The organism is Massilia rubra (genome assembly GCF_011682065.1).
Taxonomy (GTDB): Bacteria; Pseudomonadota; Gammaproteobacteria; order Burkholderiales; family Burkholderiaceae_D; genus Telluria_A; species Telluria_A rubra.
Window position 1 is genome coordinate 96,263 of record NZ_VUYU01000022.1, and the last position, 22,532, is coordinate 118,794.

Annotated in this window: 23 protein-coding genes and 1 tRNA gene; 11 read left to right on the forward strand and 13 right to left on the reverse strand. The window is 62.5% G+C overall.

Going from position 1 to position 22,532, the window contains the following annotated elements; all coding sequences use genetic code 11:
• Positions 1–33: 33 nt before the first annotated feature.
• On the reverse strand, positions 34–981 hold the full coding sequence (locus F0185_RS25660) for an alpha/beta hydrolase family protein (RefSeq protein ID WP_223164578.1): 948 nt from the start codon (positions 979–981) through the stop codon (positions 34–36).
• A gap of 427 nt (positions 982–1,408) precedes the next feature.
• On the opposite strand from F0185_RS25660, the gene F0185_RS25665 reads away from it, so the two are divergent.
• Together F0185_RS25665 and F0185_RS25670 are read left to right on the forward strand one after the other, a co-directional pair.
• The gene (locus F0185_RS25665; RefSeq protein ID WP_167229293.1) at positions 1,409–2,125 is read left to right on the forward strand and encodes a 4Fe-4S dicluster domain-containing protein; all 717 of its coding nucleotides are present in this window, start codon (positions 1,409–1,411) and stop codon (positions 2,123–2,125) included.
• 4 nt (positions 2,126–2,129) lie between these two features.
• Entirely contained in the window at positions 2,130–4,757 is a 2,628-nt protein-coding gene (locus F0185_RS25670) for a molybdopterin-containing oxidoreductase family protein (protein WP_167229295.1), read from the forward strand.
• A 103-nt stretch (positions 4,758–4,860) separates the two neighbouring features.
• On the opposite strand, the gene F0185_RS25675 is transcribed toward F0185_RS25670, so the two are convergent.
• The 3 genes from F0185_RS25675 to ispB all read right to left on the reverse strand — a co-directional run bounded on the left by F0185_RS25675 (position 4,861) and on the right by ispB (position 6,779).
• Positions 4,861–5,430 (reverse strand): PEP-CTERM sorting domain-containing protein, encoded by a 570-nt coding sequence (locus tag F0185_RS25675; RefSeq protein ID WP_167229297.1) that lies wholly within the window; start codon positions 5,428–5,430, stop codon positions 4,861–4,863.
• A gap of 244 nt (positions 5,431–5,674) precedes the next feature.
• A tRNA-Pro gene (locus F0185_RS25680) sits at positions 5,675–5,751 on the reverse strand.
• A gap of 38 nt (positions 5,752–5,789) precedes the next feature.
• Positions 5,790–6,779 (reverse strand): octaprenyl diphosphate synthase, encoded by a 990-nt coding sequence (gene ispB, locus F0185_RS25685; protein ID WP_167229299.1) that lies wholly within the window; start codon positions 6,777–6,779, stop codon positions 5,790–5,792.
• Between the two features lie 251 nt (positions 6,780–7,030).
• Between ispB and rplU the strand changes: the two genes are divergently transcribed.
• From rplU to F0185_RS25720, 7 genes are all read left to right on the forward strand, one after another.
• Complete coding sequence (rplU, locus tag F0185_RS25690; protein WP_054268134.1) at positions 7,031–7,342, forward strand: 50S ribosomal protein L21; 312 nt, start codon at positions 7,031–7,033, stop codon at positions 7,340–7,342.
• Between the two features lie 71 nt (positions 7,343–7,413).
• Complete coding sequence (gene rpmA, locus F0185_RS25695) at positions 7,414–7,698, forward strand: 50S ribosomal protein L27 (RefSeq protein WP_166879937.1); 285 nt, start codon at positions 7,414–7,416, stop codon at positions 7,696–7,698.
• Positions 7,699–7,800: 102 nt separating this feature from the next.
• Positions 7,801–8,910 carry a GTPase ObgE gene (gene obgE, locus F0185_RS25700; protein ID WP_167229301.1) on the forward strand — a complete coding sequence of 370 codons (1,110 nt, stop codon included), beginning with the start codon at positions 7,801–7,803 and terminating at the stop codon, positions 8,908–8,910.
• A 13-nt stretch (positions 8,911–8,923) separates the two neighbouring features.
• The gene (locus tag F0185_RS25705) at positions 8,924–9,301 is read left to right on the forward strand and encodes a hypothetical protein (protein ID WP_370664063.1); all 378 of its coding nucleotides are present in this window, start codon (positions 8,924–8,926) and stop codon (positions 9,299–9,301) included.
• A 16-nt stretch (positions 9,302–9,317) separates the two neighbouring features.
• Positions 9,318–10,436, forward strand: a complete 1,119-nt coding sequence (gene proB / locus F0185_RS25710; protein WP_167229305.1) for a glutamate 5-kinase — start codon at positions 9,318–9,320, stop codon at positions 10,434–10,436.
• A 36-nt stretch (positions 10,437–10,472) separates the two neighbouring features.
• Complete coding sequence (locus tag F0185_RS25715) at positions 10,473–11,402, forward strand: hypothetical protein (protein ID WP_167229307.1); 930 nt, start codon at positions 10,473–10,475, stop codon at positions 11,400–11,402.
• A gap of 78 nt (positions 11,403–11,480) precedes the next feature.
• Positions 11,481–12,557 carry a DUF4272 domain-containing protein gene (locus tag F0185_RS25720; RefSeq protein WP_167229309.1) on the forward strand — a complete coding sequence of 359 codons (1,077 nt, stop codon included), beginning with the start codon at positions 11,481–11,483 and terminating at the stop codon, positions 12,555–12,557.
• Between the two features lie 8 nt (positions 12,558–12,565).
• Here the strand turns inward: F0185_RS25720 and F0185_RS25725 are convergent, their stop codons facing one another.
• The 7 genes from F0185_RS25725 to F0185_RS25755 all read right to left on the reverse strand — a co-directional run bounded on the left by F0185_RS25725 (position 12,566) and on the right by F0185_RS25755 (position 19,287).
• Entirely contained in the window at positions 12,566–13,102 is a 537-nt protein-coding gene (locus F0185_RS25725; protein ID WP_167229311.1) for an O-acetyl-ADP-ribose deacetylase, read from the reverse strand.
• Between the two features lie 34 nt (positions 13,103–13,136).
• A complete protein-coding gene (gene nth, locus F0185_RS25730) occupies positions 13,137–13,784 on the reverse strand; it encodes an endonuclease III (RefSeq protein WP_167229313.1) in 648 nt (215 codons plus the stop codon).
• A 1-nt stretch (position 13,785) separates the two neighbouring features.
• Positions 13,786–14,460, reverse strand: a complete 675-nt coding sequence (rsxB, locus tag F0185_RS25735; RefSeq protein WP_167229315.1) for an electron transport complex subunit RsxB — start codon at positions 14,458–14,460, stop codon at positions 13,786–13,788.
• 154 nt (positions 14,461–14,614) lie between these two features.
• Positions 14,615–15,850: a polyhydroxyalkanoate depolymerase gene (locus F0185_RS25740; protein ID WP_167229316.1), complete on the reverse strand. Its 1,236-nt coding sequence runs from the start codon at positions 15,848–15,850 to the stop codon at positions 14,615–14,617.
• A gap of 356 nt (positions 15,851–16,206) precedes the next feature.
• Entirely contained in the window at positions 16,207–17,304 is a 1,098-nt protein-coding gene (locus F0185_RS25745; RefSeq protein WP_187362653.1) for an NAD(P)/FAD-dependent oxidoreductase, read from the reverse strand.
• 159 nt (positions 17,305–17,463) lie between these two features.
• A complete protein-coding gene (fdxA, locus tag F0185_RS25750; protein ID WP_166879954.1) occupies positions 17,464–17,787 on the reverse strand; it encodes a ferredoxin FdxA in 324 nt (107 codons plus the stop codon).
• Positions 17,788–18,042: 255 nt separating this feature from the next.
• Positions 18,043–19,287: a putative Na+/H+ antiporter gene (locus tag F0185_RS25755; protein WP_167229318.1), complete on the reverse strand. Its 1,245-nt coding sequence runs from the start codon at positions 19,285–19,287 to the stop codon at positions 18,043–18,045.
• 123 nt (positions 19,288–19,410) lie between these two features.
• Between F0185_RS25755 and F0185_RS25760 the strand changes: the two genes are divergently transcribed.
• A complete protein-coding gene (locus F0185_RS25760) occupies positions 19,411–19,692 on the forward strand; it encodes a polyhydroxyalkanoic acid system family protein (protein WP_166893071.1) in 282 nt (93 codons plus the stop codon).
• Between the two features lie 185 nt (positions 19,693–19,877).
• On the opposite strand, the gene F0185_RS25765 is transcribed toward F0185_RS25760, so the two are convergent.
• Together F0185_RS25765 and F0185_RS25770 are read right to left on the reverse strand one after the other, a co-directional pair.
• Positions 19,878–20,132: an acyl-CoA-binding protein gene (locus tag F0185_RS25765; RefSeq protein WP_167229320.1), complete on the reverse strand. Its 255-nt coding sequence runs from the start codon at positions 20,130–20,132 to the stop codon at positions 19,878–19,880.
• A 113-nt stretch (positions 20,133–20,245) separates the two neighbouring features.
• Complete coding sequence (locus F0185_RS25770; RefSeq protein ID WP_223164579.1) at positions 20,246–21,229, reverse strand: esterase/lipase family protein; 984 nt, start codon at positions 21,227–21,229, stop codon at positions 20,246–20,248.
• Between the two features lie 261 nt (positions 21,230–21,490).
• On the opposite strand from F0185_RS25770, the gene F0185_RS25775 reads away from it, so the two are divergent.
• A complete protein-coding gene (locus tag F0185_RS25775) occupies positions 21,491–22,243 on the forward strand; it encodes a substrate-binding periplasmic protein (RefSeq protein WP_167229321.1) in 753 nt (250 codons plus the stop codon).
• Positions 22,244–22,532: the final 289 nt, after the last annotated feature.

Sequence of the window (22,532 nt, forward strand, 5' to 3'; positions counted from 1 at the left end):
GGTGGACGCACCCGCGCAGGCGCGGCAGGACGCTCAGGGCGTCATTTCCGGCGCCGACAGCGTGATGTTGGTGACCGCACCGCTGTCGTGCAGGATTTTCTGCGCAATCACGCGGTTCGCAGGCGCCAGCACGCTGAAGTGATTCGCGCCCTTGACCGGAACGAAACGGATGTGCGGGTTGCTCGTCGCGCTTCGCATGGCGAGCAGCGAATCGATGTTGCCGGCCGCACCTTCGATGACAAACACAGGCGAGCGCACCGATGCCAGCCAGCGCGCTGGCGAGCGCAGCAAGGCTTCGCGCGGATCGGCGGGATTGAAGCTGGTAAAGCGGCCACCGTAGCCACCGATCTCGCCTACCGGGCCGAAAGCGAAGACAGCGCGAAAGCGCGGCGAGATCTCGGCGGTGAGCAGCGCCAGGGTGCCGCCGGTACTGTGCCCGCCCAGGTAAATCCGGTCCGGGTCGACGTAGGGTTGTTTGGCCAGGTAGGCTGCGGCGGCGAGCACGTCGTCGACTTCACCGAGAAAACCTTCGGGCTCGCCGGGATTATTGTTGCCGCCGCGTAGAGACGGAAACATCATCACGATACCCGCCTTGCGGAAAGCGCTCGCGCTCTGGTCGTTGTCGGCCGGGCTCGGCGACCAGACGTCGCCAATGCTGCTGGAATCGCCGCCCGTCATCCAGACGATGGCCGGATGCTTTTTCCCATCTTTTGGATCGGGTGTCAGGTAAGCGCCGAGTTTGCCGGGGGCGGCATCGTAACGCACGAGCTTGAAGATATCGGCGGGCGGCGCGGGGATTGGTTCTTGCGCGCGCGGCTTGCGGATCGTTGTGGTGCGAAAACCTTTGCGGGCGTCGGCCAGCATGGATGTGTCGGCGGCGTTGGCCGCGCGCGCGGATGGGGTCTGCGCGAGCGCGTGCGAGTGGGCGCCAACAGCGGTCGACACCAGCAGTAACAGCGCGGGTAAGCGGGGGAAATTCATGGACCATCCTCTCGTAGCGACACAATGGCGTCGGCAGGTAAAGCGGGCAAGCGTGCCATGGAGCATCGGGCAGGCTCGGGAGCGTTGTGCGGCGGCAGATGCGAAGACGCGTGTTTTCTGCAGTGCAGCAACGATTGCAATATAGAAAAACTTTAATGGTCTGGCAAGGGTTTTGTGCGGAGGGGGCTAAGTAAGTGCGCATAAATTCTTGTCATTTCTAGCTTCCATAAGCGGCGCCTTGCTGTGTTGCCCACCGCTAGCAGTGCTCGCACTGCGTCGCGGCGTGCGCCTTGCAAGGCATCCGCTTCTGTTCGCTATAAGTGACAATAATTTCTGCACACTTACTTAGCATCCTGCTTCGGTGGCTTCGACTGCGTTGCCTGTGCGATGTTGTGTTTAAATGAAATCCTTTTTGATTGGAGCGAGGATGACCGCACATACCGCAATGGCCCCCAAATGGGGCATGGCGCTGGACCTGGAACGCTGCATCGGATGTCATGCCTGCTCGGTGGCATGCAAAGTCGAAAACTCGGTCCCGCTCGGAAACTTCCGCACCAAGGTGTATTACTACGACTTTGCCGCCATCAATCCCTTCAACAAGAAGGAAACCATGAAGCGTGCCTTTTTGCCGACACTGTGCATGCAGTGCGAGGACGCGCCCTGCCTGAGCGCCTGCGAACAGGACGCGATCACCCGCGACGCCGACGGCATTGTGCGCATCAACGACGACAAGTGCGACGGCGACCGCGCCTGCATCAAAGCCTGCCCTTACGGCGCGATCCACCAGGACCCGGTCACCAAGCTGGCCGACAAATGCGACTTCTGCTCGCACCGGCTGGAAGCGGACCTGCTGCCGGCCTGCGTTGAAGTGTGCCCGGCCGATGTATTCGCCTTCGGCGACCTGAACGACCCGGCCAGCCGCATCAACGCGTTCAAGCAACGGCACGGCAAGGACCTGTCGGTGCTCAAGCCCGAAGAGAAGACCAGGCCCGCCGTCAAATACCGCGGCATCGGCACGGCCGTTCCGCGCGCGATGGAAAAGAAAATCCCCAAGGGCCGCAACCACGATCCTTTTTCTTATGAGATCGATACCTGGAGCCAGTTGCAATCGACGTTTGCCCGCTCCACCGTGAAGAAAGGCTGAGAACATGGACCGCAGATCATTCATCAGGAACGGCATCGGATCGATGGCCACGCTCGGCGTTGGCGAGCTTATTCTCCTCAATCCGTCTACCGCGCAGGCGATGTCGTACCGGCCGCTGGCCAACGGCCAACAGCGCAAGATCAAGAACAACTACAAGACGGCCACGCGCATCACCAGCGTATGCCTGAACTGCTCCACCGTGTGCGGCATTGAAGGCTTTGTGCAGGATAACAAGGTGATCAAGATCCGTGGCAATCCGCTCGACCCGAACATGGGCAGCCACATGACGTGCGCCAAGGGCCAGTCCGGCCCCACCGTCAACGATTATCCGGAGCGCTTGCTGTATCCCCTCAAGCGCGCCGGCGAGCGTGGTTCGGGCCTGTGGAAGCGTATCACCTGGGAAGAAGCGTACGAAGAGATTGCCCGCCGCATTCGCGCCAGTATCGATGCCGGCCACCCGGAACGCGTGTGCATCCACCAGGGCCGCTCGCGCATCGAGGCCGAGATTGGCCGCTTCCTCGACGCCATCGGCACGCCGGTCTTGCTCAATCACCGCGCGGTCTGTTCGTCGAACAAGCGCGCGGCCAATTATGTGTCGCTCGGCGAAACCGACTGGGAATCGATCGATGCCGAGCGCTGCACCTACTTCCTGAACTTCGGCGCCAATTTCTATGAGGCGCACCAGGGCGGGCTGCATCTGGTGTCGCGCGTGGTCAAGGCACGCTACGACCATGGGGCCAAGCTGGTCACGTTCGATGTGAGGCTGTCCAACACCGCCGGGCGCAGCGACGAATGGCATCAGCCGTTTCCCGGCACGGAAGGCGCGATTGCCCTGGCAATGGCGCACGTGATCGTGCGCGAGAACGAAGTCGATCGGGATTTTCTGGATAAATTCGTGCAGCCGGGACTCGACACCATCCGCACCTGGCTGGCGCCATGTACGCCGGCGTGGGCGGCGAAGCTGTCGGGCGTGGCGGCGGCCGACATCACCCGGCTGGCGCTGGAATTCGCGCGCAAGCGGCCGGCAGTGGCTGCCTTTACCAATCGTGGCACGGGCGCGCACTACAACGGTTTCAATGCCGAGCGCGCGGTCGTCATGCTCAATGCCCTGGTGGGGTCGGTGGCCAAGGAAGGCGGCTATTGCTACGGCCTCGATGAAAAGCTCTCGCCGGCGCGCTACCCGGCGCCCGAGCCAAGGCCGCCCAAGCCGACCATCAGGACCGACCTGGAAGACCCGCCGGAGTGGCCGCTGGCCAACCGCTGGCAAAAGATGAAGGTCGGCCAGGTCGTGTTCGACTATTTACGCCAGGGTCGCGCGAAGCTGGACGTCTACCTCAGCTATACGATCGCCGCGCCGATGACCTGGCCGGAAGGCCGAAGCACGACCGTCGAGGTACTCAAGGATGAAAAGCTGATTCCCTTCCACGCCTGTTCGGATGTGGTGTACTCCGAAATGGCGCATTACGCCGACATGATTTTGCCCGATGCCACCTACCTGGAACGCTGGGGCATGGACATCCGCAACAATATGGAGCTGCAGCATTTTGTGACGCTGCGCCAGCCGATGGTGACCCCGCCCGGAAGCGCGACCAGCTTTGCCGACGTGCTGTTCGAAATCGGCAAGCGGCTCGGTCCCGGGCAGGCGAAGTACTTCAAGTTCGGCAAGCACGAAGACTTTGTGCGGCACCAGTGTTCGAAGCTGCCGACCAAAGGCGCGGACGGCAAGATATTCAAGGATGGCTTCGAGTATATGAAGCACTACGGCGTGTACGTCGATAGCGCGGCGCCCAAACCGTACGAGGTGTACCGCAAGCCGCTTGACGCGGCGCTGGTGCAAGGCAGCCGCGTGGACGAGCAGACACGCGTGATCTACAAGGCCGATGACAAGGGCAAGGAAAAAGCGGTCGGGCTGATGGTGGGCGAGGTGCCGGTGCGCGGCTTTACGACGCCGTCGCGCAAGTTCGAGATCTATGCGCCCGAAGTGGCAAAGGTGGCCAGCACGATCGGCATGCGTGATGACGGGCTGCCGACGTTCCATCAGGTCCCGTCGCACGTGGACCTGGCGGCCGATCGCTTGATCCTGACCACGTTCAAATGGAACGTGCACACGCAGGGCAGGACCGCGTCGCAGAAGTACCTGGCCGAAATCGTGCATGACAATCCGATGTGGATTCATGCGGCGACCGCGAAAAAACTGGGCATCAAGACTGGCGACACGGTGGAGCTGACCACGTACCGGCCGCTCAGCGGCGCGGCGGGGGACAAAGCCTACAAGGGCACGGGTGAGGTAGTGGGCTCGGCAACGGTGAAGGCATTTGTGACCAGGGGCATTCATCCACGCGTGGTGGCGGTGTCCAATTCGCTGGGCTGGATCACCGGTGGACGTTCTTGCGAGGGCGAGCGCGGGCGGCGGGTGGAAGTGGCGGCCAAGGGGCTGGCGCCCGATGCGGCGCAAGCGTTCGGGCCGGCGCCGGCGGTCGACGACCTGGAGTTCGGCTTATGGTGGGACGAGAAGAATGGCGGACGCGGGAGCGGGGTCAATATCAATGCGATTTTGCCGATCAATCCGCAGCCTTTGGTGGGGATGCAGGCGTGGTTCGATACGGTTTGTTCGATCCGGAAGGTGGTCTGACGGCGCGAAACAATACCACATGGCGCAGTGCCAGTCGGGCAGGCTCAGGCTAGTTGCTGCCCATGCGCGACGGGTGTCGGCGCATGGGCGGCTTGCCAGGATTTTATTGTGTGGCGATGGACTGCTTTTGCTTGCGGCGCGCGGCGAGCAAGACCGCCAGCCCGGCACCGAACATCAGGTAGCTTGCCGGTTCAGGAACTGGCGACGTGGTCCAGGTGCCCTGGTCGCCGATCAGCACCGCACCTTTGACCCCCGACGCCCATACCGTCGCGCGATCTATTGCTTCATTCGGGGCGTAACGGACGTGGTTCGCGGACAGTGACATGATCTCTCCCAGGTCATTCGACATGGAGAAATACCATGCTTTCACGATGCCGTTTTCAATTTGGAAGTAATACCGGTTCAAGTAATTGGACGCGCTTGAACTGAGCTCGAGTGCGCCAGCACTACCGCTCCAGGTAATTTGATTCGTATGCGAGCCCCGAAAGCCGTCCAACGACCCGGAATAATCGTCGGCCACATTGAACGTGAAGCTCGCCAGCACCCGGCTGTTGGTCGGGTTGATGCCATCGAAGGCAAATTCGTTGCCAGTATAGTTGTAGGTGGCCGCTTGGGCGGACAACGCACTCGCTGCAGTCAACAGCAGGGTAGCGCTAAGGCGAAGCAAATTCATTAAGATCTCTGGAGGTATTGACGAAGTAGCATCATATAAGAAATTTATCCAAATGGAAACTTTGATGTCTCGTTTGAATGCAATCTTGTTGTTGCCCTGTTCGTGTGCGGGTGGGCGGCGTGATCTTGCGACGCGCCCGGGAGCGCGAAAAGCGATGACGTACCAGCCATGCCGACGCACAGGGCGGAAATGACAAAGCCCCACTGTCTGGGGCTTTTCTGGTGGTGATTCTCAAGACAAACGTTGGTCGGGGTGAGAGGATTCGAACCTCCGGCCTCTGCGTCCCGAACGCAGCGCTCTACCAGGCTGAGCCACACCCCGACGGGTGGACAGATCTCACACCTGATAAATTAATAGCGTCAGTGGTTCCTGTCAACTGCGAAGGTACACAGTTGCAGCAAGCTTTGTTTGTACAGGCTGTCCGGCAGGCCGGCGATGGCGTCCGCCGCCCGCTTGGCCGCAATGTCCGCCTCGCGCCGCGTGAAGTCGAGCGCGCCGCTGCTGGTCACCGCCGCCAGGATCGCATCGAAATGCTGCTCGTCGCCTTGCTCGATGCAGTTGCGCACCAGCTCGCGCTGCTCCGGCGTGCCGTTTTCCATCAGCCAGATCAGCGGCAGGGTCGGCTTGCCTTCGCGTAGGTCGTCGCCGACGTTCTTGCCGATTTCGCTGGCGTCGCCCGCGTAGTCGAGCACGTCGTCGATCAACTGGAAGGCCGTGCCCAGCGAGCGGCCGTATTCGCCGGCCGCGCTGATCTGGTCATCGTTGGCGCCGGAAATGAGCGCGCCCAGTTCCGCCGCCGCCTCGAACAGCTTGGCTGTCTTGGAGCGGATGACTTTCAGATAGCTTTCCTGCGTCACATCCGGATCGTGCATATTAAGCAGTTGCAGCACTTCGCCTTCGGCGATCACATTGGTCGCGTCCGACAAGATCTGCATCACGCGCATATTGTTCAGGCCAACCATCATCTGGAACGAGCGCGAGTACAAGAAGTCGCCTACCAGCACCGAAGCGGCATTGCCGAACAGCGCGTTGGCGGTCTGGCGCCCGCGCCGCATCGACGATTCGTCGACCACGTCGTCGTGCAGCAGGGTGGCGGTGTGGATGAATTCGACCACGGCGGCCAGCTCATGGTGGGCCGTGCCCTGGTAACCATAGGCGTTAGCCACCAGCAACACCAGCACGGGCCGGATGCGCTTGCCCCCGGCGCTGATGATGTATTCGGCGATCTGGTTGACCAGGCTGACCTCGGAATGCAGGCGCGCGCGGATCACCGTGTTGACTGCCTCCATGTCCGGAGCGATCGATTGGGCGATGGAATTTTGTTGTGCGTGTAAGATGGCGGCGGACAAGGCGAACCTGCAATGGACATTAGGTGCGGCGATTATACGACAAGCCGCCTGTTTCCGCCCTATGCTCTACGGTTAAGCCCGCCAGCCGGCAGCGCCGGGCGCGCGTCCGCGCCGCACCGTGTCGTTGCCGACATACCACGAACATGTGGCCCTGTGCATGTCTTTTGACGAAAAAAACCAATCCATGTATAATCTGCGGTTCCCCCGGCTCCGGCCAGGGAATTTTTTAACATTTGATGAGGTTTCCTATCATGTACGCGGTCATAAAAACCGGTGGCAAACAATACAAAGTTGTCGCTGGCGAAAAACTTAAAGTAGAACAGATACCGGCAGACATTGGTTCCGAACTCACCATCGATCAAGTTCTCGCAGTAGGCGCGGGCGACACCATTAAGTTTGGTGCGCCATTGGTCGAAGGTGCAACGGTACTGGTAACTGTTGTGGCACACGGTCGTCACGATAAAGTGAAGATTTTCAAGATGCGTCGTCGTAAGCACTACCAAAAGCATCAGGGCCATCGCCAGAATTTCACCGAAATTCAAATCGTTTCGATCAACGGTTAATTCCGTGTGCCAGGCTCGCAAGAGCCCGGCTAGATCAGTCCAAAGTTAACCAGCTATCCAGGAGTATTTAAATGGCACACAAAAAAGGCGGCGGCACAACGCGCAACGGCCGTGACTCAGAATCAAAACGCCTCGGCGTTAAAGTCTACGGCGGCCAGACCATCAATGCCGGCGGCATCATCATCCGTCAGCGCGGCACCCCAGTGCGCGCAGGCGAAAACGTCGGCACCGGCAAGGATCACACCTTGTTCGCGCTGGTCGACGGCAAGGTGAAGTTCGTGGTCAAGGGCGCAGGCTCGAAGCAGTTCGTTACCGTTGTTGCTAACGACGCAGCTCCAGCAGCAGTCGCAGCGTAAGTTGTATCCGCGCTGTCATGGCGCACATTTGTAAGGCGCAAGCCTTCCATTGAAAGGCTCTGCCCAAGGTAGAGCCTTTTTAGTTTTAGGGCGGCACAAAATATGAAGTTTATCGACGAAGCAAAAATCGAGGTCATCGCCGGCGACGGCGGCAATGGCTGCGCATCGTTCTGTCGCGAGAAATTCCGGCCTTTCGGCGGCCCGGACGGCGGCGACGGCGGCAAGGGTGGCTCTATCTGGGCCGTTGCGGACCGCAACATCAACACCCTGGTCGACTTCCGTTACTCCAAAATGCACAAGGGCCGGGACGGCGAACCAGGCCGCGGCGCCGATTGCTATGGCAAGGGCGCGGAAGACATCCATATGCGCATGCCGGTCGGCACCTTGATCGTCGATAACAACAACGGCGAGATCATCGCCGACCTGACCGAACACGGCCAGACCGAACTGCTGGCCAAGGGCGGCGAGGGCGGCTGGGGCAATATCCACTTCAAGTCCTCCACCAACCGCGCTCCGCGTCAAAAGACCGAGGGCAAGGAAGGCGAGCGGCGCGAGCTGCGCCTGGAACTGAAGGTGCTGGCCGACGTGGGCCTGTTGGGCATGCCGAACGCCGGCAAGTCGACCTTTATCACGGCCGTCTCGAACGCCAAGCCGAAGATCGCCGACTACCCGTTCACCACCTTGCACCCGAACCTGGGCGTGGTGCGCGTGTCGCACGAGAAGAGCTTTGTGATCGCCGACATTCCCGGCTTGATCGAAGGCGCTTCCGAAGGCGCGGGCCTCGGCCACCAGTTCCTGCGCCACCTGCAGCGTACCGGCCTGTTGCTGCACATCGTCGACATGGCTCCGTTCGAGACCAATGTCGATCCGGTCAAGGAAGCCAAGGCCCTGATCAAGGAACTCGAAAAGTACGACGAGTCGCTGGTCGACAAGCCGCGCTGGTTCGTCTTGAACAAGCTCGATGTGGTGCCGCAGGAAGACCGCAAGAAGCTGGTCAAGGATTTCGTCAAGCGCATGGCCTGGAAGGGTCCTGTGTTCGAAATCTCGGCGCTGAGCCACGAAGGCTGCCCGGAGCTGGTCAACGCCATCTACCTGCACCTCGAGACCATCAAGAAGAGCGAGCACCGCGCCGAAGAAACGCAGATGACCGAAGAAGCACGCGGCATTGCGTCGATCGATCCGGACGATCCGCGCTTCAAGATCCTCGACTAAGTTGTTAGCACCCGTGCTCAAACAGAGGCTGCGCGCGCAGCTTCTGAGCCTGGTCGCACTCGCCAGTTCACTGTCCGCATTGGCGGCCATGATGAACCCGGACCGGGTGGCGACCGCCATGGGCGTGTTTCTCGTCGGCGTGAACGGCTACAGCCAGTTTTTCGCCGTCTATGTCGGGCTCAGGTTCGCACAAGCGTTCCTGGCGCTGCTGGCAGCAAGGCGGGCCGACCAGCCTGTCCTCGGCGACATCACCGCATTGTTCCTCCTGGCGCAGCCGGCCGGCCGCTTTGCAGCGGCCTTCGCCATCGGCCTGCCCCAGGGATTATTGTTAGTCGTTTGCGGGATCGAACTGGCGGCAGGCCTCCTGCTGCTTGCCTTGCGCCCGCGCTGATAAGAGCCGCTGCCCCATGAATTCCGTTATCCAGACCGCCACCCGCATCATCATCAAAGTCGGCTCCTCGCTCGTCACCAACGACGGGCGCGGGCTCGATCACGCCGCCATCGCGCGCTGGGCCGCGCAAATCGCCGCCTTGCGCGCCCTCGGCAAAGAAGTCGTGATGGTCAGCTCCGGCGCCATCGCCGAAGGCATGCTGCGCCTCGGCTTCGAGAAGCGCCCGACCGACATCCACGAACTGCAGGCCTGCGCCGCCGTCGGCCAGATGGGCCTGGCGCAGATCTACGAAACCAGCTTTCGCGCGCACGGCCTGGGCACGGCCCAGGTGTTGCTCACCCACGCCGACCTGGCCGACCGCGAACGCTACCTGAACGCGCGCTCCACGCTCACCACCTTGCTGCGCCTGGGCGTGGTCCCGATCATCAACGAGAACGATACCGTCGTCACCGACGAGATCAAGTTCGGCGACAACGACACCCTGGGCGCGCTGGTGGCCAACCTGATCGAAGCGGACGCCCTGGTCATCCTCACCGACCAGCAGGGCCTGTACAGCGCCGACCCGCGCAAGGACCCGCAAGCGGTGCTGATCGCCCATGGCGAGGCAGGCGACCCGGCGCTCGAAGCGATGGCCGGCGGCGCCGGCAGCAGCATCGGGCGCGGCGGCATGCTGACCAAGATCCTGGCCGCCAGGCGCGCCGCCGGTTCGGGCGCGCACACCATCATCGCCTGGGGCCGCGACAGCGACGTGCTCACGCGCCTGGCCGCCGGCGAAGCGATCGGCACCGAGCTGCGCGCCCAGACCGGGCGCCTGACCGCGCGCAAGCAGTGGATGTCGGACCATCTGCACACCGCCGGCAAGGTGGTGCTCGACGCCGGCGCGGTGCAAAAGCTCTCGAAAGAGGGCAAGTCGCTGCTGCCGATCGGCGTGATCGAAGTGCGCGGCGAGTTCGGACGCGGCGCCGTCATCACCTGCCTGTCCGAAGACGGCGCCGAGGTGGCGCGCGGGCTGTCGAACTACACCAGCGGCGAAGCGCGCCGCATCCTGCGCAAGCCCTCGTCCGAGATCGAAAAGCTGCTCGGTTTCCTCGAAGGCCCGGAGCTGATCCACCGTGACAACATGGTCCTGCTCTGATCCTGGCCACCTTCGACTGATTGCGCCGGAGTCGCCATGAAAGCGTTTTTCTTCAAGTTCCTGGGCTGGGTAGGGGTGCTGGTGTTCCTGCTTTTCGGGATCCTCTACTACGCCATTACCTACAGCGTCGTGCTGTTTTTCGTGACCGTGGCCGGCATGCTGGTGTGTGCGCCGCCATCGCGCCGCTGGATCATCGAACGCACCGGCTTGAACCTGTACGGGCGCGCCATGGGCATCGCGTTCGTCGTGCTGTTCATCGCACAAGCGTGGGTCGGCATTTCCGAAAATGTGGAAGTACTGCTGGCGCGCGACGCCCGGCAGGAGCGCGACAAGGTCCAGGCCCTGGCCAAGGCGCGTGCCGACGAACATGCGCGCTTTTTGGCCGCGAAACCGGCTATCCTGGCCGACATTGCGGCCAGGCGCGATCGAGGCGCGCTGACCGAGGCGCTGGCGCTGATCGACAAGCACGCCGCCCGCACCCCCGACCCGGACCTCGACAAACTGCGCGTATCGATTGACGTCGTCGACACCGAAGCGGGCCTCAAGGACGAAGAGGGAATACCGCTGCGCCAGCGCCTGGCCCTGTACAAGCGCCTGGCGACGCTCGATCCGTCGAGTGCGCGCTACGCCGCCAGGGTGGCCACGCTCGACGCCGAACTGAAGGAAACCGGTGCGCGCGAACAGGCCGAGACCGGGCGCGCCAGCGCCGCCAACGGTCGCGAGGCCATGCTGGCGCGCCAGTTCGACCAGCGCAGCGGCGCGCACCTGAAGCTGCAGGCGGAAATCAAGCGCGTCATGATCAACCCGGCCAGCTACGAGCACGTGGAAACCACCTTCCTCGATACCGGCAGGGGCATGAGCTTGCGATCGACGATCCGCAGCAAGAACGCGGCCGGCGAGATGGCCGAGAACATCATCGCCGCGACTGTGGACGACAGCGGTAACGTGCTGACCATCACGGATTAGGCATGGTTTGAAGTGCGCCTGCCGAAAACGGCGCGCTCCCGGTATCATGCCATTCTTGCCACCGATTTACCGAGCCCCATGATCAATTCACTCAAGCGTCTCTTCGCCCGCCCGCAAGCCGTGGTTCCGGCCGCGCCGACCGGCGCGACCACGTTGTACAACGTCTACTGCACGCGCCACACGATCGCGCAGCCGGCCTTCGCCCACCAACTGCAAGGACGGCGCGACCTGTCCGACGGCGAACTGCTGGTTCACCTGCACAGCTTCTGCGGCTATGTGTTCAGTCGCGGCACGGAAGCGATGACGCGCGATAAATACCACGTCATCCTGCACATGCAACGGGTCCAGCATCACCTGAGCATGGAGGTGGCCGATGACGCGCTGCCCGAACTGCACGCGTGGGCGCGCGATGCGAACGCGCTGCTGTTTACGCCCGACGGCCACGTGCGCGATCCGGATGGCCATGTGCTGATCAACGTCGCCGACGGCCTGGCCGCCAGCGACGCCAGCGTGCCGTATCCGGCCCAGGCATGGACGCGCAAGAGCGCCACCGAAGCGCTGCTGGCCGCGCGCGGCATCACGGTGCCCGACAGCCTGCCGCCGCTGGTGTGCGAAGAGGAACTGACCCTGCGCGACCGCGACGAGGTCATCGGCCGCGCGCGCGCCTTGTTGCTGGTCGCCCTGCGCGCCGAATCGGTCGCTGCCGGCGAGCCGATGCCGGTCGCCACCCTGCTCGATAAAATGCCGCTGGCGGACGACAGCCTGTCGGCGGCCGAACGCGCCTTCCTGGCGCTGGAGGCGCCGTCCGAGCAAGAATGCGCGCAGTTCCTGTGGCGTTACGAGAGCTTGTACGTGCTGCAGTGGGCGCTGGGCATGGTCGACCAGCTGCCGTATCCGGATGCGCCGTGCGACACTGCCGCCGCGGTGGCGCGCCAGATCGAGATGCGCGGGCCGCAACTGCGCGATGCGGGCCAGATTGTCGACGCGCTCGACCAGACCTACCGCCTGCACTGGAATATCCGCCAGATCCGCCTGAAAAAGACCGACGCCGAGTTCGGGGCGGACCCGGACGTGGTCATGGAACGCCACCACGCCCTCAACTGGCTGGTGCGCTTCCAGCACGCCGACTGGGACTTCGTCGATACACCGACCTGACCTGACGCTTAGCGCTTGATCAGTTCCGCCTCATACAGCGCCAGGTCGGCGGCCGAAAAACAGCAGAACACGACCTCGCGGATGCCTGGTGCGGCCAGCAGCGCCTCGCGCACGGTGGTCAGCGCCACGTTGGCGGCCAGTGCCGGCGGGTAGCCGTAGATGCCGGTGCGGATCGCCGGGAAGGCGATCGACGCCAGCTCGCGCGTGGCGGCGATGCCGATCGCGCGCCGGTAGCAGCTCGCCAGCAGCGCCGCTTCATCGTTGCCGCCTCCGCGCCAGACCGGGCCGACCGTGTGGATGATGCATTTGGCCGGCAGGCGATACGCCTTGGTGGCTTTGGCCTCGCCGGTTTTGCAGCCACCGAGCAGGCGGCATTCGTGCACCAGTTCCGGTCCGGCCGCGCGGTGGATCGCGCCATCGACCCCGCCGCCGCCCAGCAGGGACGAGTTGGCGGCGTTGACGATGGCATCGACCTGCAAGGTGGTGATGTCGGCGCGTACCGCGCGCAGCAGCGCGCCATTCTGATGAAGCACTTCACCTGTCATACGATTCTCCAAAAAAGCGAGCCCGATCACGAGCCTACTTCACCGCCGGCGCCGGCGTCTTTGCCTTGTACTCGCACAAGTCGGCGATCATGCAGTTCCAGCACAGGGGTTTCCTGGCGATGCAGGTGTAGCGCCCGTGCAAAATCAGCCAGTGGTGCGCATCCTGCAAAAACTCCTTGGGCACGAATTTGAGCAGCTTTTGCTCGACCACCACCACATCCTTGCCCGGCGCAATGCCGGTCCGGTTCGACACCCGGAAAATATGCGTGTCGACCGCAATCGTCGGGTCGCCAAAGGCTGTATTGAGCACCACGTTGGCGGTCTTGCGTCCCACTCCCGGCAGCGCTTCGAGCGCCTCGCGCGAATGCGGCACTTCGCCGCCGTGCAGGTCGATCAGCATCTGGCAGGTGGCCATGACGTTCCTGGCCTTGGTGTGATACAGGCCGATGGTCTGGATGTAGGATTTAAGTTCGTCGATCCCCAGCGCCAGGATGGCCGCCGGCGTATTGGCCACCGGGTACAACAGGCGCGTAGCCTTGTTCACGCCCACGTCGGTCGCCTGGGCTGACAGCAGCACCGCGATCAACAGTTCGAACGGTGTGGTGTAGTTCAGTTCCGTGGTCGGGTGCGGATTGGCCGCGCGCAGGCGGCTGAAAATTTCAAAACGTTTAGCTGGATTCATGTCATTTTTCTGCGGGCGGCGCGGCCTTCTGGCGTGCGCGCTCCATGGCGGCGGCGATGATGGCGCGCTTGCGCTCCTTCTCGGCGACTTCGTCGGGCGTGTTGGTCGGCTGCGCCGTCACTTCCTGCATCTTGGCGACGGCCTTGGCGGCCAGGCGCGCATCGTTTTCCTCGCGTTCGCGCTGCAGGCGCGCGCTGCGCAAGTCGTGCCGCTCGCGCGCCGCGTCGGCCTGCTCCTGCGACCACGCGGCCCAGCCGGTGCGCTCGCCCGTCACCGGCATCATGCTGATGCAGTCGACCGGGCAGGGCGCCACGCACAGGTCGCAGCCGGTGCACAGGCTCGGCAGGATCGTGTGCATCTGCTTGGCCGCACCCATGATCGCGTCCACCGGGCAGGCCTGGATGCACAGGGTGCAGCCGATGCACAGCGCTTCATCGATAAACGCCACCGGGCGCGGACGTTCCACGCCGTTGGCCGGATTGATCGGGATGACCTTGCGTCCCAACAGCGCGGCCAGGCGCGCCACGCCCTCGATGCCGCCCGGAGGGCACTGGTTGATGTCGGCCGTGCCGTCGGCGATCGCTTCGGCGTACGGGCGGCAGGCGGGGTAGCCGCATTTGGTGCACTGGGTCTGCGGCAGCAGGTCTTCGATGTGGTCGGCCAGGGTCTTGGTCACGGCGGCGGGCGGCAAGCGGGTGGGAAAGCGACATTATAGTCGCCGCCCGCCATCCTCAGCGCGCGCGGAGCCACGCGGCGCGCCGCCAGGGACGAAAAAAATGCCGCACACGGGACGTAACCCGCGTGCGGCATTTTTGGGAGGGAGCGGAAAATCAGCCGTGCTTCAGGATGAATTCGCCGATCTTCGGGCAAATCACCTCGCGCCAGCGACGGCCCGAGAAGATGCCGTAGTGGCCGCATTTCGGCGCCACGAAGTCCTGCTGCATGTCGGCCGGGATGCCGCTGCACAGATCATGCGCGGCCTGGGTCTGACCGGCGCCGGAGATGTCGTCCAACTCGCCTTCGACCGTAAACAGCGCCACCGTGGTGATGTCCTGCGGACGCACCAGGTTGCCGCCGACGGTCCACGTGCCTTTTGGCAGGCGGTGTTCCTGGAACACCGTCTTGATGGTGTCGAGGTAGTACTCGGCCGGCATGTCGAGCACCGCGTTGTACTCGTTGTAGAACTGGCGATGGCCTTCGGCCGGTTCGTCGTCGCCCGCCACCAGGTGGTTGTAGAACTCGCGGTGGCTCTGCGCATGGCGGCCGGGGTTCATGGCGATGAAGCCGGCGTGCTGCAGGAAGCCCGGATATACCTTGCGCCCGAAGCCCGGATAGTTGGCCGGCACCGCGTAGATCACGGTGTTTTCGAACCACGAGAACGGCTTTTCGATGGCCAGGTCGTTGACCGCGGTCGGCGACTTGCTCGGGTCGATCGGGCCGCCCATCATGGTCATGGTTTTCGGCAGCAGCGGATCCTTGGCCGTGGCCATCAGCGAGATCGCCGCCAGCACCGGCACGGTCGGCTGGCACACCGAAATGACATGCAGATCGGGTGCCAGCAGGCGGATGAAATCCTGCACGTAGTAGATATAGTCGTCCAGGTGGAACGCGCCTTCGGTCAGCGGCACCATGCGCGCATCGGTCCAGTCGGTGATGTACACGTCGTGGCCGGTCAGCAGCCCGCGCACGGTATCGCGCAGCAGGGTCGAATGGTGGCCCGACAGCGGCGCGACCAGCAGCACTTTCGGCTGGGCCAGCTTTTCAATCGCCTTGTCGTTCAAGTCTTTTTTGAAGTGCAGCAGGCGGCAGAACGGGCGGGTCTGGACGACCTGCTCCACGATGCCGACCGTTTCGCCGTCGATGACGGTTGATGTGATGTCGAAAGCCGGTTTTTCGTAATCCTTGCCGAGTCGGTACATCAGCTCGTAGCCAGCGGCGATACGCTGCGCGAACGGCGTGTGCGCGAACGGGGACACCGGATTCGAAAAGAGTTTGGATGAGGCGTCGGCCCACTGCATCAGTGGTGTCAGGAATGAGCGTTGCATCTCGTGCAATTGGTAAAGCATACATATTCCTTCGTTGTAATCGTTGCCTTGCAATCGTTTGCGTAAGGTGTGCTGATTAATTATAGGCCATTTGAAAGGCCGGTCTGCAATTTGCAATTCTTGTTGGAAATTACGCGGCTGTCAGTTTCAGGCAAGCCAAGCGTGTTCGATACACCGTTTTATCACACAACGGCGCGTTTCGTTTATGAGCTACCTAACGCAGCATGAAAAATGCCCCGGCTGAGCGGGGCATTGTTGTGGCGGTAAGACTTAAGCGCCGTCGTTCCCGCGCAGGCGGGAACCCAAGTTGGCAGTGCAGCCTTGGGCTTTGGCACGAACTTGGGTTCCCGCCTTCGCGGGAACGACAAGGGTAGCGCTTAGTCGAACGTCGGCGTCTCGACACCCAAAATCTTGTGCAGTTTCGGCGAGGTCGTCGTGTACTGCATGTGGATTTTTTTGTCCGGGAAGATGTACGGCGCAGCGCCGAAGGCAGCCAGCGCCGCTTCGTGGAAGCCCGACAAGATCAGCTTCTTCTTGCCCGGATAGGTGTTGATGTCGCCCACCGCGAAAATGCCCGGCACATTGGTTTCGAACTTCTCGGTGTTCTGCACCTTGAGCTGGCGGCGCTCGATGTCCAGGCCCCATTCGGCGATCGGGCCGAGTTTCGGCGACAGGCCGAAGAACACCAGCAGCATGTCGAGCGGTACGCGGCGGGTCACGCCGTCGGCGCCGGTCACTTTGACTTCGCTCAGCTTGCCGTCCTTTTCATCGAAACCGGTCACCTGGCCGATGATCAACTGCATTTCGTACGCTTCGCACAGCGCCTTCATCTTCGCCACCGACGCCGGCGCGGCGCGGAAGTCTTCGCGGCGGTGCAGCAGCACGACCGATTCGGCCTTGCCCACGAAATTGAGGGCCCAGTCCAGCGCCGAGTCGCCGCCGCCGCAGATGATCAGGTTCTTGCCTTCGAACTGGCTTGGATCCTTGACCCGGTAGTGCACCTGGGTGCCGTCGAACGCTTCGATGCCGTCGACCTTGATCGTGCGCGCCTGGAACGAACCGACGCCGGCCGCGATGAAGATGGTCTTGGTGATGAACTGGGTGCCGGTCGAGGTTTCAACGTTGAAGCGGCCGTCTTCACGGCGCTGCACCACGGTCACTTCCTGGTTCAGGTGGAAGGTTGGCTCGAACGGCTCGATCTGCTTGAGCAGGTTGTCGGTCAGTTCCTGGCCGGTGCACACTGGCACGGCGGGAATATCGTAGATCGGCTTGTCGGGATACAGTTCCACGCACTGCCCGCCCACGGCCGGCAGCGAATCGATCACATGGGCCTTAATTTCCAGCAAGCCGAGCTCGAACACCTGGAACAATCCGACCGGGCCTGCGCCGATGATCACGGCATCGGACTCGATGGCGCCGGCAAAGGAACTATTGGCAGCGACGCTGCCTGCTTCGTGGTTGGCGATGATAGTCATGCGCTTACTTCCTGTTGATTTTGGGGTGGGGTTGCAGCTTGCAGCGCTGCATCGGGCGTTGCTGCGAATGGCCGACAGTGTGCCACGATGGAGACGATCTTGCTGGCGCGAACCCTGGCGCCGGGCCGCGAGGGCGGTCCGGCGGGGCTGCTGGCTGGCTTAACGGATCAGCTGATCGATCTTGTTCTGGACGTCTTTCCACTGTTCCGCGTCGGGCAGGGCCGGCTTGGTCTTGGTGATGGACGGCCAGGCGCGCGCCAGTTCAACGTTGATCTTGATGAACTGCTGCTGGTCGGCCGGCACATCTTCTTCCGCAAAGATGGCGTTGACGGGACATTCGGCCACGCACACAGCGCAATCGATGCACTCGTCCGGATCGATCGTCAGAAAATTCGGGCCTTCCCGGAAACAATCTACCGGGCATACATCGACGCAATCGGTGTAACGACAGCTGATGCACGATTCGGTGACAACGTGGGTCATAACAGTCCTATCAGTGAAAAGGGTGCTGCGGGCCGGTGGCAGGGCTAACGCCAACCATAGCAAAGCACTGTATTTTAAGGCAATTCGCTTGTTCCCACAATTGAGGCTTATACACAATCCACATAAGCAAATGCGCTCTTGCTTGCTCAAAAACCAAGACTTGTTTTCCTGCCAATTCAAGCGAACTGAACAGAAATGGTCGCCCTGATAACGCTGCGCGGGTTTGACGCAGCGCAAGCGAGCCGCCAAATCGGGCTACAGCAGGAACATGATCATCGCCACGATGGTTGGCGGCAGCGCGCCCGCCAGCAGCCCGGCCACGCCAATCGATTCGTCCTCGAAGCCATCGCGCACCAGCGCCGCGCCGGCCGGATTGGGGGCGTTGGCGATGATGGTCAGCCCGCCGCCGGCCACCGCCCCGGCCACCAGCATGTACTTGGCCTGGTCGGACAAGCCGCCGATCAGCGAGCCGAGGTAGGTGAGGGCGGCGTTGTCGGTGATCGCGGTCAGCGCGGTGGCGCCGAAAAACAGGGCGGTCGGCCCCATGCTTGACACGATCGGTTGCAGCCACCACTGCTGCATGCCGCCCAGCACCACCAGCCCGGCCAGGAAGAAGCCGACCAGCAAGCCTTCCTTCAGGATCAGGGGATTCTGGTATTTTTCATAGGCATGGGTGAAGCCGATGAAGAACATGAACAGGCCCATGAAGATGACCGGATGGTGCGCAAAGCCGACCACGGCCGCCAGGAAGGCCAGGTGGATCGCGCTCACCAGCAGCGGCACCTTGACTTCATCCGGCGCCGGCGCGGGCGCCTCGACGATGTGGCGGCGCAGCATGACGGTCACCACGGTCGCGTTGATCAGCACGGCGATGGCGGCGCGCCAGCCGAAGGTCGAGGCCATGAAGGCGCTGTCCCAGTGCCAGGTGGAGGCCACCATCAGCACCGGCGGCGCGGCGAAGGAGGTGAGCGTGCCGCCGATCGACACATTGACGAACAGCACGCCCAGGGCGGCGTACTTGAGCCACTCGGGCATGTCCTTGCGAAAAATCTGGGGCGCGAGCATCAGCGCGGCCAGGGTCATGGCGGCCGGTTCCGTGATGAGCGAGCCGAGCAGGGGCACCAGGGACAGGCACAGCCACACATTGACCATCGGGGTGCGCAGCGGCGCCAGGCGCGCCAGGGTGGCGATGACGGCGCGGATCGCTTCGAGCACCGGCCTGGACGCCGCCACCACCATGATCACGAACACGAACAGCGGTTCGGTGTAGGTGCGCGATTCGGCATAGGCGATCGCTTCCTTGCCGCCGACCATGAAGGCCATGGCCAGGATCAGCACCAGCGCCCACAGGCCGAACACGACCTCGACTTCGCCGAAGAAATGGAACAGCCCGGCGTGGCGCGGATAGCGGTCGGCCAAACGCTCGAAACTCTTGGCGGCAAAGGTGTGCGCCAGGGCGAGCCCGAACAGGACCGCGGCGATGAGTTGCATGTCGCTCATGTCATTCCGATAAAAAGTAGCCGAGAAGCATTATAGGACGGGAAGCGGCAGCGGGCGGAGCCGAACTAGGCGGGGCGAGCTCAACAAGGTATCATGTGCGCGAAAAACACAACAAGGAAAGTCATGGCTGACATCAGCATCGTTCAGGAGCATAGCCTGACACCGATCAAGGCGCGCGAAGCGGCCCAGAAAGTGGCCGACAAGATTGCCGCCGAATATGGCCTGACCTGTGCGTGGCAGGGCGACGTGCTCCATTTCGAGCGCAGCGGCGTGCACGGATCGCTGGCGCTGGAAGCGCAGCGGGTGGCGATGCATATCCGCCTGGGATTCCTGATGAGTGCGTTCGCGTCGACAATCGAGGCGAAAGTGACGGAAAAGATGAAAGCGGTCTTCGGCGCAGCCTGACGCGGCCGCGCCGGGGTGGCCGGTCAGAGGTTGAGAGTTTTTCGGGCGTGCCCGAGCAGCGCGCCAGAGAGTGGCCGAGCTAGGCGCAAAGCACAGCCATAGCTCGGGCTATGGCGAGCATTTGCAACGACGAGCGGGCGCTTTCTGGCGTGATGAGCGGGCATGATCGAAAGACTCTCAGCCTCTTAGCCCTTCAATTCGTCGATCAGGTCGACGTACTGCTGCATGGCCTCGTCCTTGGACGTGCCCTTGACGGCATCCCACGCATCGTACTTGGCACGGGCGACGAAATCGGTCATGCCGGGACGGTTGCCGTCGGTGTCGCCGGCCGATGCTTGTTTGTAGAGCGCGTAAATCTTCAATAAGGTTTGATTATCCGGACGCTCGGGCAGATTTTTGGAATCGGCCAAGGCCTGGTCAAACTGTTCCTGCAAACTCATCGTATCTCCTGGGGTGGCTGAAATATAGGATGAGAATCTTAGCGCAGCTTGCACGCCAAACCCTGGAAAAGCGCAAGAGATTAGAGGACATGCTCAGCTTCGCCAGCCGAGGCTTAGCGGGCCGCTTCGCCGAACAAGCGGGTCAGCAACAGGCCGAACTTCTCCTTTTGTTCCGGCGCGGTCGGCTTGATCACCCCCTGTTCTTGCAATACGGCGATCAGCTTCACCGGGCCGTCGCGATTGTTGCCCACAATCTCGACATGACCCGCCTTCACCTCCACGATCTTGACCCGCGGATCGTTGTCAATCGCCGGGTTGCGTTGTTCCGCCAGGGAAAAAATCGCATCCGACTCCACGCAAGCGCCCTGGCTCATGCGCCGGCAGCTGCCGCCTTCATCGGTCACGATCTTGAGAAAATCCGTCACGCGCGGATCGAGCGGGGGTGGATCGACGATGAACGGCGAGGTGTAGGTAATTTCCGACCATTTATCGCCCGTGACGATCTGGCAGATCGGCCCGACCAGTCCGAGCGAGAGGGTCTTCCACAGGCGGCTGCCGCAATGGCGCGCCGCCGCAATGCCGCCGAACGGTCCCGATACGGTCACCAGGCGCAGCGACCCATCCTTGCCCTCGATGGCATCGGCTTGGCCGATGGACATCGCCTTGCGCGCGATCAGGGCGCCCTGACTGTGGCCCAGGACGGTAATGGGCTGCTTGTCCAAACCCCGGGCCAGCCCGGTGAGTGCGGTGTCGAGCTGGGCGGCACTGCGAAGCAGGCTGTCGCGGTCGTTGTAATTGAAACACACGGTCTGCTGGCCGTGAAAAGCCAGTACCTGGGCCATTCCACGGTAGCGCCCGGCCGAGCTGAAACAGCCATGGACCAGCACCGTGACCGGCTGCTGGGCGTTCAATCTCAGGGTCTGGTCGCCACTGTCGGTGCAGTGACTCAGGTTCGGCACGGTCATGCTGACGTTGACCGGCGGCAGGCGCGACCCATCGATGAGCAGCAGTGCCGGCTCGTCCGGTGCCGGGGTGGCGCAGGCGCTCATCAGTCCCAGGGCGGCCACGCGCATGACCGCTGCAAGCATTTTCATCATTGATGACTCCAGGGTAGGCAGGGGCTACGAGTCTACTTGGTCGCGTCTACAGCCGGGTTGAAAATGTGTCGACTGACCGCATTGCGCAGGCTTGCGCAACAAAAAGGGGATGCTGCGGGCCAGTTATCCAGGGAAATGGAATTTCCCCAAGGAAAATTTCACTGTTTGGGTGTATGATTTCGTATTGACATACCGTTGTCCTGATCCGTGGTGCCTATGATGCGAGCGGGCGTACATGTTTTTTCGGCCTGGGCTTGTGGCTTGGCCATGCTGTTCTGTAGCGGCGCGACAGGCGCTACGCGCGCGCCCCCGCCGCTGGCCGATGCCAGCCGCGTCATCCGGCTCTCCTCGCTCGAATGGCCTCCCTACACTGGAGCGTCGCTGCCGCGGCAAGGCGTGACGACGGCGGTCATCGCCGCCGCGCTTGCCAGCATGGGTTATCGCCTGGAAGTTCACTACTTTCCATGGACCCGGGCGATCGCCCTGATCAAACACGATTCTCCCTTTGCCGGGTATTACCCCGAATACCTCTCGGCCGGGCTGGCACGTGACTTTCTCGTATCCAACCCGATCGGCAGCGGTCCGCTCGGCTTTGCCTACCGCGCGGACACACCGGTTCAATGGGAAACCGTGGCCGACCTGTCGAAGTACCGGATCGGCGTCGTCGAAGGTTATGTCAATACAAGCGAGTTCGATACGCGGGTGCGCCAAGGAAAGCAAATGATCGATACTGCGGTGAACGACAAGCAAAACCTGCGCAAGCTGGCCGCCAGGCGGGTGCCGCTGGTATTGATCGACCGGCGCGTGTACGAGCACCTGATCCTCAACGACGCCGACCTGCGCGCCGTGGCGCCGACGCTGCGTTTCCATCCCCGCCTGCTGGAAGAGAAGCGACTCTACATTTGCTTTCGCTCCAACGCCGAAGGCGAGCGCGTGCGCAAGATTGTCAACCAGGGCTTGAAACGGATTGATATCGAGGCAGTGGCGGCGGCAGCCTTGAGCGCCCGTGAGTAAGCTTGGTTGGCAGCCTGCCGGACCTGGATGTCGAGACGAAAAAATCGCGCGACGCGCGCGCGGACTTCTAGCCTGAATGTTTCATAAACTGCCACCGCAGTGCCGGTTCGGCGATACATGAGCTCCCCAGTGACGATCACGATGTCGCGGGCAATAGCCCCCTACCCGATTGAACGGGACATCGAATGGAGCGGTATGCGGTTGAAGGTTGGCGGGTTGGTGGTCAGTTCTCGGCAGACCGGACGTGGCTTACTCAGGACGAGTTGATGGACCTGGCCGGTGTCGACAG